The organism is Aggregatibacter valvarum, from assembly GCF_980468985.1.
In genome coordinates, this window is record NZ_OZ413141.1 from 357,720 (window position 1) to 371,459 (window position 13,740).

Here is a 13,740-nt window from a genome sequence, read left to right on the forward strand (position 1 = left end):
ATGAGGACACCGCCATGCAACAAGAATATTATCTCGGCATCATGTCCGGCACCAGTTTGGACGGTGTGGATATCGCGCTGATGACATTTGGCGAAAAAACGCAATTTATCGCAGCACAATTCATGCCGATGCCGGCAGATTTGCGTCAAGATTTATTGCAATTAATTTCGCAAGGCAACAGCACATTGCAGCGACAGGGCGAATTAGATCAGCGCTTAGCCTTACTTTACGCCGAGGCGGTCAATCATTTTCTCACCCGTCACCAACTGCAACCACAGCAAATTCGCGCTATCGGTTGCCACGGACAAACTGTTTGGCATGCGCCTCAAGGCAATTTTCCGTTCACCATGCAATTAGGCGACATGAATCTCCTTGCTGCCCGCACCGGGATTGATGTGGTTGGGGATTTCCGTCGTAAAGATATGGCATTTGGCGGGCAAGGCGCGCCGTTAGTGCCGGCGTTTCATCAAGCGTGGTTTTATGATGACAACTGGGCGACGGTGGTACTGAATATTGGCGGTATCAGTAATATTTCCATCCTCTTTCCCCATCAACCGATTATTGGCTACGACACCGGTACCGGCAATGCACTGATGGACGCTTGGATCGAACGCCATCTCGGAAAATCTTATGATGCTGACGGACAGTGGGCGCGAAGTGGCAAAGTGCGGTCGACATTATTGGCGGAAATGCTGAAAGAACCTTATTTCCAACTCCCTCCGCCAAAAAGTACCGGACGTGAGTTATTCAATCTTGCTTGGCTTGACAAAACATTAGAAAAAACCACCGCACTTTTGGGTGAGATTCCCCCACAAGACGTGCAAGCTACCCTACTGGAATTTACCGCACAAAGTATCGCACTTGCGTTAAATCCACTGGAAACGCCATTACCACGCCGTTTATTAGTCTGCGGCGGTGGGGCAAAAAACGGCTTGCTGATGGCGCGATTACAAGCGCTATTACCACAATGGCAATGCCGCCCAACCAATGAGGAAGGCTTGGATGCAGACTATGTGGAAGCCGCTGCTTTTGCTTGGCTTGCCTATTGTCGTTTACACAACCTACCGTCTAATTTGCCAAGTGTGACCGGTGCCCAACGGGCGGTCAGTTTAGGTGCAATTTTTCCTGCGGAGAAACAGGCATGAGCGAACACCATTTATTAAAAACGCTTGAAACAATGTTAAGCGAACAACGCAATCCAAACACCTTGCACATTGATGCCTTGTCGTCGTTAGAGGTTGTCACACTGTTAAATCATGAAGACAAACAAGTGGCTTTCGCCGTGGAGAAAAATCTGCCACAAATCGCACAGGCAGTAGAACACATCGTGGCGGCATTTCAGTCTGGCGGACGCTTGGTTTATATGGGTGCCGGCACCAGTGGCCGTCTTGGTGTGCTAGATGCGTCCGAATGTCCACCAACGTTTGGTGTTCCATCAAGCATGGTGGTTGGATTAATTGCCGGTGGCGAAACTGCCTTACGCAACGCCGTGGAAGGGGCGGAGGATAATCGCGAAGCAGGCGAACAGGATTTACGTCACATTCATTTTAGTCGCAAAGATGTGTTAGTCGGGATTGCGGCCAGTGGTCGCACGCCTTATGTCATCGGCGGCTTAACCTATGCCAAACAACTCGGTGCTACCACGGTTTCTTTGGTCAGCAACCCAAACGCTATCATGAGCGAAATCGCAGACATTGCCATCACCACCGCAGTCGGTCCTGAAGCGCTCACCGGTTCCAGCCGTTTAAAATCGGGCACGGCGCAAAAAATGGTGCTGAATATGCTCACCACCGCCGCCATGATTCGTCTCGGCAAGTGCTATCAAAATCTCATGGTGGACGTGCAAGCCACTAACCAAAAACTCAAAGCGCGCGCCATTCGCATCGTCATGCAAGCTACCAAGTGCGACCAAACGACCGCCGAACAAACCTTACACACCACCAATGGCAATGCAAAATTAGCCATTATGATGTTGTTGAGCGGATTAGATAAAGACCAAGCAGAAGCCGTTTTAACACAGAACAAAGGACGATTACAGGACGCGTTGGCAGGGTAAAATGCCAACACCTCTTGCATAACCTTTACTTAAAGCCATATTTTTTCAATAAAAACACCGGAATGCCGGAAAATAGCACTAACATCACGGCATAAGGTGTGGCAGCAGCATATTGGGCGTCACTGGTGTATTCCCAAACGGCGATAGATAAGGTTTTGATGTCGTTCGGGGTGAGTAATAAGGTGGCGGTGAGTTCTTTCATCAGGTTTAGAAACACCAACGCAAAGGCAGCGGCAATACCCGGCAACATGGCGGGAATGGTGAGCGTGCGGAAAATATAAAAATGGCTACGCCCAAGGCTTTGCCCCACTTTTTCGACATTGTCGGAAATTTGTTCCAACGAGCTACGCAACGTGGTTTGCGCCATCGGCAAATACAACATGAAATAGGCAACAATTACCATAAAGAACGTTTGGTAGAAAGAATACGCATAGTTAATGGTGAAATATACTAATGACAAGGCGATAACCAAGCCCGGCACGGCGTGTAATAAATACGGCAGGCGATCAATCCACAGGGTAAGGCGGCTACGATAGCGTACGGCGCTCCAAACGAGTGGTAAAGCGCAAAGCACGGTGAGCCCAGACCCTAAACAGGAAACTAACAAAGAGTTGCTGAAGGCTTCAAAAAAGGCGGAAAAATCCACCGCACTTTCAAGAGATGTTCCCACGATCATCCAGTAAATCAACATGGTGAGCGGCACACCGATGCTCAGAATAAAAATGGTCAGGAAAAAAATGATCACCAAGCCTTGTTTGCCAACCGTTAAATTTTTTACCGGATAAGGGCGGCTCACGCCTTTGCCACTGTTGTACAGGGTTTGTTGTCCACGAAAGAAAATTTCGCCGAATACGATTAACGCGCAAATCACCATTAACACCGCCGACAACAATGCCGCCGTATTGTTGTTAAAGGCCATTTCATATTCTTGGAAAATGGCGGTGGTAAAGGTTTGATAATTCAAAATCGACACGGCGCCGAATTCCACCAACATATGTAATGCGATTAATAAAACACTGCTGCCGATAGCCGGTTTTAACTGCGGAAATATGGCGTGCCAAAGGGTGTCGCGACGACTTTTGCCGAGAGAAAGGCTAACTTCTTCTAATGAGCGATCCAGTCGTTTTAAGGTGGCGGCAACCGGCAAATAGGCAAGCGGAAAGGAGCTTAAAGTCATAATGCCGATCGTGCCCAAAAAGCCTTCGACGCGAAAAGTCAGGCTAATCCAAGTGAAACAACTGACGAAGGCAGGAATACACAGAGGCAACGTCATTGCCACTTGAAAAAAGGGCTTACCCCAAAAACGATAGCGTTCCAATAAAAAGGCGCAAACCGTGCCGAGAATAATGGCGCTAAAGGTGACACAAACCATCAGTAGTAGGGTGTTGCGCAACAGCTCCCACATATGCGGTCGCCAAAGTAGCGCAATACTGCGATCCCAACCGACCTCAATGGCTCTCACAATGACGTATAGAAAAGGCAAAATCAGCGGCAAGCTGATGAGAATAATCAAGGCGGTCAGCCAAAATGGGGGATTGCGGTTCACCTGTGTATCCTATTGAAATTGGGGAAATTAGGTTCTCATGTTTGTTATCCGATGAGAATGGCTTTCGTTAAAGCAGGAGTGCTGAACCCCATTTAATAATGTCAAAAAAGAATTTATTTTGATTTGTGGCAACACCATCGGAAGATTTATTTTCTTCGGTTGCTTTTTTCTCTTCTAACATCCCGTTTTTATATTGTCCTTTAACCACTTCCAAATCATCTAACGCATTTCTGCGTAAAACGTTACACTGCGCTTTATCTAAGTCATCCACTTTATCTAATTTGAATTTTTTATATTGATAAATGGCGTAATTCATGGATTTTTCATCACTTTGAATAATTTTGACATATTTCTCGCCGATAATTTTTTCAAGCGGATAGAAAAGCACATATTGTGAATGAATATACGCATCTTCTTTCGGAAAATGTTGTTGTAAAATCCGTGTTAAGTTCGGGTAAATACATTGCTCAACCTGTTTGCTGTCAAACGCCCAGCGTTGTGCATCCGCATCTGACAAATAATAACCTGCGCCGGCATATTCCGCTGGGATTGGTGCCTCTTTCGAGGAAAAAAGGCCACAACCGACCAAGCAGAATGACATTGTCAAAATAAGGTATTTCTTTAACATAATGACACCTTTAACGTGAGTTTAATATTGCGTTTCCGTGAAAAAGATCGCCCTATTCGTGGCGATTTCATGTTGTTACGATAATCGTTATTGTCGTTAGAATAAAACGACGCCTCGAAAATATTCAAGGCGCGTTTTCAAATTAGTAGTACATTTCAAACTCGACCGGATGTGGTGTCATGTTCAAACGTTCAACTTCCTTGCGTTTTATGCCAATAAAGGCATGAATGAAATCTTTTGTGAAAACATTGCCTTGTGTTAAGAATTCGAAATCCTTTTCTAAGGCGTTTAATGCTTCTTCTAATGAACTTGCGACAGCAGGAATATCTTTTAATTCTTCCGGTGGCAAATCATAGAGGTTTTTGTCCATGGCATCGCCCGGATGAATTTTATTCACCACGCCATCTAAGCCAGCCATTAATAACGCCGCAAAGGCTAAATACGGATTGGCAAGCGGATCCGGGAAGCGAGCTTCCACACGAATGGCTTTCGGACTGGTTACAGCAGGAATACGAATGGAAGCCGAACGGTTGCTTGCGGAATACGCCAATAACACCGGCGCTTCAAAGCCTGGCACCAAACGTTTATAAGAGTTGGTGCTTGGGTTGGTAAAGGCATTTAACGCTTTTGCGTGTTTGATAATGCCGCCGATGTAATAAAGTGCGGTCTCTGAAAGCCCTGCATATTTGTCTCCTTGGAAAATATTTTTGCCGTCTTTGCTCAAGGACATATTACAGTGCATGCCCGAACCGTTATCACCGGTAATCGGTTTTGGCATGAAACAGGCGGTTTTACCATATTCCTTTGCCACATTACGCACGATGTATTTATAAATTTGAGTTTCATCCGCTTTCAACGTTAACGTATTGAACTTGGTCGCAATTTCATTTTGACCGGCAGTGGCGACTTCATGATGGTGTGCTTCAATCACCAAGCCCATTTCTTCCATTAACAAACACATCTCGGAACGAATATCATGTGCCGTATCAATCGGAGCTACGGCACAATAGCCGCCTTTTTTCAGCGGACGATAGGCATTGTTGCCGTTTTCATAACGCTTGTTGGTGTTCCATGCGGCTTCAACATCATCCACGTGGTAAGCATTGCCGTTCATTGATACGTCAAAACGCACATCATCAAAGAGGAAAAATTCCGGTTCCGGCCCGAAAAAGACGTGATCTGCCACACCGGTGGAACGCATATAATTTTCTGCACGAAGTGCGATAGAACGCGGATCGCGATCATAGCTTTGCATGGTGGTCGGTTCAAAAATGCTACAACGGAGGGATAAAGTTGGAATCTGTGCAAACGGATCGACAACGGCTGTTTCAGCAATCGGCATTAAAAGCATATCTGCTTTATTGATGGCCTTCCAACCTTCTACAGAAGAGCCGTCAAACATTTTGCCGTCTTCAAATAAATCCTCGTCAACCAAATTCACAGGTAAAGAAACACCATGTTCTTTGCCTTGAATATCGGTAAAACGAAGTAACACAAATTTGATGTCGTTTTCTTCAATGAGTTTAAACACATTGTCAATCGCGTTAGACATACTAGTAAATCCTCTAAGACGTGGGTTAATTAAGATAAAAAGGGGAAAAGAATGCGCATAAAAATAGCATATTCCGCCTCAATTTCATAAAAGTATTTCATACATTCAGTTGAATTTTATTCATTAAATCCCTTTTTTATTTTTCATAAAGTCAGGTCGTTTATTGTGTAAATTTTCTCCCATTTACGCATAGCAGCCCCTCATAAAAAGTTGTATAATCTGCGCCTTTCGCATTTTTGGCAGTAAAAGTGCGGTCAGAAAATTACCTATTTTTTATTATTAGCTTAGGCTTAAGAATTCTCAATGACAGATCAAATAGACATTAACAAACTGCGTAATATCGCAATCATTGCCCACGTTGACCACGGCAAAACAACTTTAGTGGATAAATTATTACAACAATCCGGCACATTGGAAGCCTCCCGTAGCGGTGATACCGATGAGCGCGTGATGGATTCCAACGATTTAGAAAAAGAGCGCGGCATTACCATTTTGGCAAAAAATACCGCCATTAATTGGAACGGCTACCGTATTAACATTGTGGACACCCCGGGACACGCAGACTTCGGTGGCGAAGTAGAACGCGTACTCTCCATGGTGGATTCCGTATTATTGGTGGTGGATGCCTTTGATGGCCCTATGCCACAAACCCGTTTTGTGACGCAAAAAGCCTTTGCTCACGGCTTAAAACCTATTGTGGTCATTAACAAAGTTGACCGCCCCGGTGCACGCCCTGACTGGGTGGTCGATCAAGTGTTCGATTTATTCGACAATCTTGGCGCCACCGATGAACAATTAGACTTCCCGATTATTTACGCGTCAGCCTTAAATGGCGTTGCCGGTTTGGAACACGACGAGTTAGCTGCCGATATGACCCCTTTATTTGAAGCTATCGTCAAATACGTTGAACCACCAAAAGTGGAACTTGACGCACCGTTCCAAATGCAAATCTCCCAACTTGACTACAACAATTATGTGGGCGTTATCGGTATTGGTCGTATTAAACGTGGTACAGTAAAACCAAACCAAAGTGTGACAATCATCGACAGTTTCGGTAAAACTCGCACCGGAAAAATCGGACAAGTGTTAGGCCACCTTGGATTACAACGCTACGAAGAAGATATTGCCAGCGCAGGCGACATCGTGGCGATTACCGGTCTTGGTGAACTCAATATTTCCGATACCATTTGCGATATCAATAACGTGGAAGCCTTACCGGCATTAAGCGTTGATGAGCCTACTGTGACCATGTTCTTCTGCGTAAACACCTCACCATTCTGCGGTAAAGAAGGCAAATACGTGACATCTCGTCAGATTTTAGAGCGCTTAAACAAAGAGCTTGTGCATAACGTAGCATTACGCGTAGAAGAAACCCCAAACCCGGATGAATTCCGCGTTTCCGGTCGTGGTGAATTGCATTTATCCGTGTTAATCGAAAATATGCGCCGCGAAGGCTACGAATTAGCCGTCTCCCGTCCGAAAGTCATCTTTAAACAAGTGGATGGACACAAACAAGAACCGTTTGAACAAGTGACCATCGACATTGAAGAACAACACCAAGGCGCGGTGATGGAAGCCTTAGGCATCCGCAAAGGTGAAGTAAAAGACATGGTGCCGGACGGTAAAGGTCGTACACGTTTGGAATATGTGATCCCAAGCCGTGGCTTAATCGGTTTCCGTAATGAATTCATGACCATGACTTCAGGTACCGGCTTGCTCTACTCCAGTTTTAGTCATTACGATGATGTGAAACCAGGCGAAATCGGTCAGCGTAAAAATGGTGTATTGATTTCCAATGCGACAGGTAAAGCCTTGGCTTACGCTTTATGGGGCTTGCAAGAGCGTGGCAAACTGATGATCGATCACGGTACCGAAGTTTACGAAGGTCAAATCATCGGTATTCATAGCCGTTCTAATGACTTAACCGTGAACTGCTTGCAAGGGAAGAAACTCACCAATATGCGTGCTTCCGGTAAAGATGATGCTATTGCGTTAACCACACCAATCAAATTCAGCCTTGAACAAGCCATCGAATTTATTGATGATGATGAATTGGTGGAAATTACGCCACAATCTATCCGTATCCGTAAAAAATTATTAACGGAAATGGATCGCAAACGTGCAAATCGAACCACAACCAGCACAAGTACACATTAATTCGTTTTAAAATTTAAAAAGTGCGGTGCGTTTTTCAAAAGTTTTGCGGTATTATGTAGCAGTTGCACAAAGACCTAACCGATTGAAAATACTAAAATCTCCATTGAAAGTTTAACTCAATGGAGATTTTTATTATGGCGGAATCCCACCTTATTTCTCAATTTAGCAAATTAATTGAAAGCAGCTATAAAGAAAAAGCAATTCTTGAACATCAGCTTACTCAGTTGGAACAACAGAAATTAGATTTAGAAGATAAAATACTCTGTTTTGAGAATACTTTAATGTACCTCGAACCCAATTTCGATTTAAGGCAAATCAAAACACAATTTAATGCGTCAAGGCTAATAAAACCTCGTTTGTTTAAACAAAATCTTCAATTGTTGGTCGCAAGGGTATTAAAGCAAAGTGAACGTTGGAAAACATTATACTCGATTGCAAATGAGGCGTTGGCATTAGATAGTGGCAAAGATTATTTTTCACCTAAAAGAGAGCATGAATTAGCCGTTGCTCGCGTATTGAAAGGACTGTACAAGAAAGGAATTATTGAACGGAGAGAAGTTGAATTACATAAACGGACAATAAAGCGAGGATTTTTCAGACGTTCTGAATGGCGATTAAAACCTCTTGAGTAAAAATGGATAAGTAGCGGTAGAAATACCGCTATTTTTGTTTTAGCCGCCATTTGACATCAGTCACGCCTCTTTCTAACCGTTCTACGACGCCTTTTGTCAGCCAATGTTTTAACGCGCCACGCACGGAAACCGTATGTTTCGGACGAACGATAGGGTCTTGTCTGTCTTTTATTAAGACAATCTCAGTGATTTCATTGACCGTAAAATAATGGTCGGGTTGAGCTTTGAGTACCGCTAAGACCATTGGTCTTAATTTTCCACGGAATCTATGTTTGTAGGTTCGATATGAATAAACCTCAGTATCGTATTCATCGGTTAAGGCTTCATCTTCCATTACTTCGAGAGCATCGTTGAGTTTTTTAATTTTTCGTTCAACTAATTCGAGATGTTCTAGCACCTGTGTTCGTTCACGCTGCAATCGGTCGATTTTAGCCTGAATTTGGCTAAAGTAGATTTTATTTCCCATTACATTATCAGCCTTTCTGCTTGTCTATGATTACCTTGCCAATAGCCTTGCCAGTCTGTTGTATTGTCGGTAGCAAGACATTGCCCTAGCGTGCTGTTAAATAGGCTTAAATTATCAACACGGCGATTATCTTCTCGATAAGCACATTCGTTGGCGTAGTTATCAAGATACTTATTGCTGATTTTGTGGTGCGTACCGATAATCATACGTTTAAAACGGCTGAAATAGCTTTCCGCAAGATTGTTAGTGATACCGTCATCGCTGCGGTATTCTTTTTGATGGTTCACACGCCGCAAATCGTAGTGAATCATCAATTCGTCATAAGCCGAGTTTTCGTCTGCGTGAATACGGCTACCTGCCTTAATATAGCTTGTTGCCAGTTTATTCACGACTTGGCTATTTTCCGATAAAATCGGAAAGGTTAAGGTTTTCTTTGCGCCCACTAAATACGGATTTTCTACGGTTTCTTCCTCAGTGTAACGACTTCGCATTACCAAAATTGACCGCTTGTGAGGATTAGCATTTTCCTTCAGTCGTCTATCAACGCGTTCACTTTTCTTATTTTTAGGGCGTGGAGCGGAATGCACGTAAGTGCCGTCAATATGGATTTCACCCGAAAGCGGAAATAACTGTTTCTGAATTTGTAAACTTTCACGAATTTTGTGAGCAAGCGTAAAAGCCGTCTTATATTGCACGTTCAAGTCGCGCGAAAGTTGGCAAGCAGACAAACCTTTAGCGGCATTAACAAATAAAGCTATCGCGTAAAGGTAGGTCTGAATAGACAGTTTACGGTCGGCAAAAATCGTGCCTGATGTGACACTAAAGGTATGATGACAATGTTTACACCGCCATTGATTGCGACTGGCAATGCGATAAGCAATATGTTGAACGCCACACTTCGGACACACCACATTTTCCTCACTCCCCCAACGAATTTTGCATAGCAATGTTCGCGCTTCGGTATCAGATAGCTGTGCCAGCTTGATAGGTGAAAGCGTGCGAGCTTTACTGGAGAGTAAGAAATGTTGAGCCATTTAATGCCTAAAATCTGTCGATTACCGTTTGTTTAAATATACCTAAAGATGTATAATCATCTTTATTTTGACGTATAATATACATATTTAAAAACAAAAGTCAATATTGAGATACACAAATGAATACAAGTGAAAGGCTTAAACATATCATGGAAGCAAAAGGATTCAATCTAAAAACCTTTGCTGAACAGGCTGATATACCTTATAGAACCCTACAAAATTACATTTTAAGTGGGCGTGAACCAAGTGCAGAAGCCTTGATGAAATTGCATACCCGATTAGGTATCAATCTAAATTGGCTAGTAAGTGGTAATGGTGAAATGTTTGTTGATAACGTTAAGGAAGTAAATTTAACGGAGTTAGAAAAAGCACTGCTTTCCGGTTATCAATCTTGTGATGTCTCCACTCAACGTAAAATTAATATCGCTATTTCTGCTATTGCTCAAGATAAGTAATGAATTAACGAGCTTTTCAACTAGGGGTGGCGGCATTAAAGAGAATAAAAGGCTAAAAATGCTGCAGACTTAAAAATAAAAATCCTGTATAGTGATAAAAACTTTTCTGCAGAAATAAGGTGTATGAAAATCTATATTGAAGTACTGAAAGAATCAATTAAAGGAAATATTGATAACATAAGAAAACTAGCTGAAAAAAATAATACTGAGGAAATAATAGAAAACATTAGAGCAATTTTATCTGCAGAGTATTTGAAAACTCTTGGTGCATTTTTTACAGAGCAATCTCTGGCTGCTGAGGCTATGAAACAGTTTCAGTCTGCAATTACTGCAGAATCAATCGTTCTTGATCCGAATTGTGGCATAGGCAGTCTGCTTATTGAGTGTTCTCGTCAGTTAGGCGTATGTAAGAAATTATCTGATACATTAAAACAATGGAATCATGTATTAAGAGGGGTTGATATTCAAGCTGATTTTGTCGAGATTACCAAGCTACGAATTATACTTGAAGCATTGTGTAGAGGAGTAAAAAAAGACTGCAGTATTGAAGAAGCTATTTCTTATTTAAATAATATTGAATTACGAGATGCCCTAACTCTTTCAAAAGAGGATGTGAGGAATGTAACACACTTATTTATGAATCCACCTTTTATTGCGGTTCAAGCACCGAAGCGTGATTATTGGGGGAATGGTAAAACAAATTCTGCTGCAGTATTTTTCGATTATTATCTAAGATTACTCCCTAAAAATAGTAATGTTGTCGCTATTTTGCCTGATGTATTAAGATCAGGTTCTCGTTTCACTTATTTTCGTAGATTTGTTTCTGATTCTATGCATGGTAAGTTCCAGATTTGGGGTCGTTTTTCTTCAAGTGCTGACGTTGATGTTTTTATTCTTTCAGGTATAAAAACGGATAATAACCCTTCAATCGAATGGGATAAAAATTCTCAATTTAGTGGAGTTGCTACATTAGCATCTGAGTATAATGTTCGTATCGGACCACTTGTTGCTTATAGAGATAAACAGCAAGGACAAATTTATCCCTATTTTCACCCTAAGAATTGTAAAACTTGGGAGGTAATTACTGCAGTATCAGAAATGAGAGCTTTTGATGGAAAGGTTATCCAGCCCCCCTGCATATTGATTAAACGTACTTCCAGTCCTTCAGATAAATTTAGAGCAGCTGCAGCGTTAATAGACTTACCTCAGTCAATTGCCGTAGAAAACCATTTAATTGTTGTAACTCCTAAAGATGGAACATTAAAAAGCTGTAAAAAATTATTGAGAGTACTTGCTAAACAAAAAGTAAATGACTTTCTTAATGAAAGAATACGGACAAGGCATTTAACTGTTGAAGTTGTGAAATCTATTCCATTGGTTTAATAAGATAAGAAGATGATGCTACAGCATTAGAAACAAGAGTATTGAATTCTTCTATTAGTGGTAGTAAATGCTCTTTTACTTCATTATATGCATCTTCAATGCTCTTATTATCTCTTAATTCACCGTGTGCTATCGCATTTCGATTACTTAGGAGAATTTCGTTGATAAAATGTTCTTTTTGGATAAATAAAGTTGAATTCAATCCTAATTGAAGTAAAATTGTATCAAGAATATCATATTTTAGATTTGAATTTGTATCTATAACATTTCCCTCTTTAACTTTGAATTTTTCATTAGGTATTATAGATAAATATTCATACAATTTTATTTGATGTTGCACTTTTGAGATAGAAAATCCATTACGGAAGTTTTCTCCTAATGAAAGATGATGAAAATTTTCTTTTAACAGGCTATGTTGTATACCTTGATGATTTAAGAAGTTTATATAGGCAATAGAACAATTTTTAATATGACCTTCCCAATGGGAATAAAATAAAACTAATGCTGACTTCATAAGAATAGTTTTTTCATGTTTTCTGGCTTTTTCGATTAAAAATATCAGTGACGTTATTTCTTTTTTCCTCCATGCTATATCACTATTAATATAATCTATACATTCTAATGCGCTTCTAATTCTCATCAAAGATGCTCTCGCTTAACTTTAACATATTAATTGTTCTTTCTATCGGTCTTGTATTATTAGCTCGTAAAGAGTTTAAAAAATCAGTATTTTCTGAAAGAGATTTAGATTTAATTTTTATTAACTTAATAAGTTCATTACTATCAACATGTTTTTCTATAAGTCTAGAGGTTGCAGTTGATATTACTTCAAAAATAGGTAATGAAACACCGCCTTTATATTTACTTTCAGATAATTGATATTTCTTAAAACAATCTTCACCTAATGCATCATTTAATATTTTAAATGTTTCATTAAATACGGTCTTTTCTGAATCTATATTAAAATTAGTATTTTTAGAGAATAATCTAATTAATTCGTTATCTAGATATTCATTAACATAACTATAAGCTGAGGGATTGTCTAATTTAAAATATCTTTGTATAAAGAAACGCAAAGCTAATTCAGAATAATGACTTTCATTTTCTTTTCTTTCCGTAATAGGTAGAGTCTCCCTAAAATTACTATTCTCAGAACATTCTTTAATTAAATTAAAAATATCTTTATTAATCATTAGTAATATGCAATTTCGAACTTCTTGTGGTTTTAGTTCACTTCCTCCAGTATTTAATCTTTGAAATAGCTCAAATTTAGTATCTGAATCAGAATCTCTACTCACAATTTTAACGTCCATTCTCGCTCTTTTGAAATCTAACTTTAAAGCAGACGTTAGTTCTCTTGAATCTTCACTACTTCCCCAAGTTACATTTTCTAATTCAGTAAGATATTTTGTTGAAGATAATTTTAGATTAGGTAATGTTTTCCCATCCTCATCTTTAAGTTTACCCATGAATTGAAAAATTGTAGATAATCTTTGCAATCCATCTACAACTTCCCAAACACCATCGGAATTTTGAGCAACAAATATTGAGGGAAGAGGGATTCCAAGTAAAATAGATTCAACAAATTTACTTTTTTGATAATTATCCCATCTATATACTCTTTGGAATTCAGGATGAATATTTAATTCATTGTCATCATATAAATTTACTAATTCACCAATAGACATTGAATATCCATCCGTCGATACCGCCAATCTTGCTTCTTTTACTTGTTTTTCTAAATTATTATTCATGTTGCCTACCATAAAATAAGAGCATTTTTTTATAATGTTTAAGTTAAATAATCATCTGACCAATATAAGGTTCTATA

13 protein-coding genes are annotated in these 13,740 nt (G+C 40.4%); 6 read left to right on the plus strand and 7 right to left on the minus strand.

What is annotated here, in order from left to right:
• Window positions 1-14 precede the first annotated feature (14 nt).
• Both AC30SF_RS01620 and murQ read left to right on the plus strand, forming a co-directional pair.
• A complete protein-coding gene (locus AC30SF_RS01620) occupies window positions 15-1,145 on the plus strand; it encodes an anhydro-N-acetylmuramic acid kinase (protein ID WP_489607355.1) in 1,131 nt (376 codons plus the stop codon).
• A complete protein-coding gene (gene murQ, locus AC30SF_RS01625) occupies window positions 1,142-2,056 on the plus strand; it encodes an N-acetylmuramic acid 6-phosphate etherase (protein WP_489607356.1) in 915 nt (304 codons plus the stop codon). The genes AC30SF_RS01620 and murQ overlap by 4 nt, the downstream gene beginning before the upstream one ends.
• Window positions 2,057-2,081: 25 nt before the next feature.
• Here murQ and AC30SF_RS01630 read toward each other — a convergent pair whose 3' ends face one another.
• The 3 genes from AC30SF_RS01630 to glnA form a co-directional block, all read right to left on the minus strand.
• Window positions 2,082-3,602 (minus strand): ABC transporter permease, encoded by a 1,521-nt coding sequence (locus AC30SF_RS01630; protein WP_489607357.1) that lies wholly within the window; start codon window positions 3,600-3,602, stop codon window positions 2,082-2,084.
• 67 nt (window positions 3,603-3,669) lie between these two features.
• Window positions 3,670-4,230, minus strand: coding sequence for a DUF5358 domain-containing protein (locus tag AC30SF_RS01635; protein ID WP_021615205.1), 561 nt, complete (start codon window positions 4,228-4,230; stop codon window positions 3,670-3,672).
• Between the two features lie 142 nt (window positions 4,231-4,372).
• Window positions 4,373-5,782: a glutamate--ammonia ligase gene (gene glnA / locus AC30SF_RS01640; RefSeq protein ID WP_489607358.1), complete on the minus strand. Its 1,410-nt coding sequence runs from the start codon at window positions 5,780-5,782 to the stop codon at window positions 4,373-4,375.
• 303 nt (window positions 5,783-6,085) lie between these two features.
• Here glnA and typA point away from each other — a divergent pair, with 303 nt between their 5' ends.
• The gene (gene typA / locus AC30SF_RS01645; protein ID WP_479743967.1) at window positions 6,086-7,939 is read left to right on the plus strand and encodes a translational GTPase TypA; all 1,854 of its coding nucleotides are present in this window, start codon (window positions 6,086-6,088) and stop codon (window positions 7,937-7,939) included.
• Window positions 7,940-8,073: 134 nt separating this feature from the next.
• Window positions 8,074-8,571, plus strand: coding sequence for a hypothetical protein (locus AC30SF_RS01650; protein ID WP_489607359.1), 498 nt, complete (start codon window positions 8,074-8,076; stop codon window positions 8,569-8,571).
• A gap of 28 nt (window positions 8,572-8,599) precedes the next feature.
• Here the strand turns inward: AC30SF_RS01650 and AC30SF_RS01655 are convergent, their stop codons facing one another.
• Both AC30SF_RS01655 and AC30SF_RS01660 read right to left on the minus strand, forming a co-directional pair.
• Window positions 8,600-9,037 carry a DNA repair protein gene (locus AC30SF_RS01655; protein ID WP_109059941.1) on the minus strand — a complete coding sequence of 146 codons (438 nt, stop codon included), beginning with the start codon at window positions 9,035-9,037 and terminating at the stop codon, window positions 8,600-8,602.
• A complete protein-coding gene (locus tag AC30SF_RS01660) occupies window positions 9,037-10,071 on the minus strand; it encodes an IS1595 family transposase (protein WP_489607360.1) in 1,035 nt (344 codons plus the stop codon). Before AC30SF_RS01660 ends, AC30SF_RS01655 begins: the two co-directional genes overlap by 1 nt.
• A gap of 119 nt (window positions 10,072-10,190) precedes the next feature.
• Between AC30SF_RS01660 and AC30SF_RS01665 the strand changes: the two genes are divergently transcribed.
• Window positions 10,191-10,526, plus strand: a complete 336-nt coding sequence (locus AC30SF_RS01665) for a helix-turn-helix domain-containing protein (protein ID WP_315027517.1) — start codon at window positions 10,191-10,193, stop codon at window positions 10,524-10,526.
• 123 nt (window positions 10,527-10,649) lie between these two features.
• The gene (locus AC30SF_RS01670; RefSeq protein WP_489607361.1) at window positions 10,650-11,909 is read left to right on the plus strand and encodes a DNA methyltransferase family protein; all 1,260 of its coding nucleotides are present in this window, start codon (window positions 10,650-10,652) and stop codon (window positions 11,907-11,909) included.
• On the opposite strand, the gene AC30SF_RS01675 is transcribed toward AC30SF_RS01670, so the two are convergent.
• Window positions 11,893-12,549 (minus strand): MAE_28990/MAE_18760 family HEPN-like nuclease, encoded by a 657-nt coding sequence (locus AC30SF_RS01675; RefSeq protein ID WP_489607362.1) that lies wholly within the window; start codon window positions 12,547-12,549, stop codon window positions 11,893-11,895. The genes AC30SF_RS01670 and AC30SF_RS01675 overlap by 17 nt on opposite strands.
• The gene (locus AC30SF_RS01680; RefSeq protein ID WP_489607363.1) at window positions 12,539-13,663 is read right to left on the minus strand and encodes a GmrSD restriction endonuclease domain-containing protein; all 1,125 of its coding nucleotides are present in this window, start codon (window positions 13,661-13,663) and stop codon (window positions 12,539-12,541) included. The genes AC30SF_RS01675 and AC30SF_RS01680 overlap by 11 nt, the downstream gene beginning before the upstream one ends.
• Between the last annotated feature and the right edge of the window lie 77 nt (window positions 13,664-13,740).

Coding starts and splice junctions, on each gene's coding strand:
- AC30SF_RS01620 (WP_489607355.1), top strand. CDS start 15: ATGCAACAAGAATATTATCTCGGCATCATGTCCGGCACCAGTTTGGAC.
- murQ (WP_489607356.1), top strand. CDS start 1,142: ATGAGCGAACACCATTTATTAAAAACGCTTGAAACAATGTTAAGCGAA.
- AC30SF_RS01635 (WP_021615205.1), bottom strand. CDS start 4,230: ATGTTAAAGAAATACCTTATTTTGACAATGTCATTCTGCTTGGTCGGT.
- glnA (WP_489607358.1), bottom strand. CDS start 5,782: ATGTCTAACGCGATTGACAATGTGTTTAAACTCATTGAAGAAAACGAC.
- typA (WP_479743967.1), top strand. CDS start 6,086: ATGACAGATCAAATAGACATTAACAAACTGCGTAATATCGCAATCATT.
- AC30SF_RS01650 (WP_489607359.1), top strand. CDS start 8,074: ATGGCGGAATCCCACCTTATTTCTCAATTTAGCAAATTAATTGAAAGC.
- AC30SF_RS01655 (WP_109059941.1), bottom strand. CDS start 9,037: ATGGGAAATAAAATCTACTTTAGCCAAATTCAGGCTAAAATCGACCGA.
- AC30SF_RS01660 (WP_489607360.1), bottom strand. CDS start 10,071: ATGGCTCAACATTTCTTACTCTCCAGTAAAGCTCGCACGCTTTCACCT.
- AC30SF_RS01665 (WP_315027517.1), top strand. CDS start 10,191: ATGAATACAAGTGAAAGGCTTAAACATATCATGGAAGCAAAAGGATTC.
- AC30SF_RS01670 (WP_489607361.1), top strand. CDS start 10,650: ATGAAAATCTATATTGAAGTACTGAAAGAATCAATTAAAGGAAATATT.
- AC30SF_RS01675 (WP_489607362.1), bottom strand. CDS start 12,549: ATGAGAATTAGAAGCGCATTAGAATGTATAGATTATATTAATAGTGAT.
- AC30SF_RS01680 (WP_489607363.1), bottom strand. CDS start 13,663: ATGAATAATAATTTAGAAAAACAAGTAAAAGAAGCAAGATTGGCGGTA.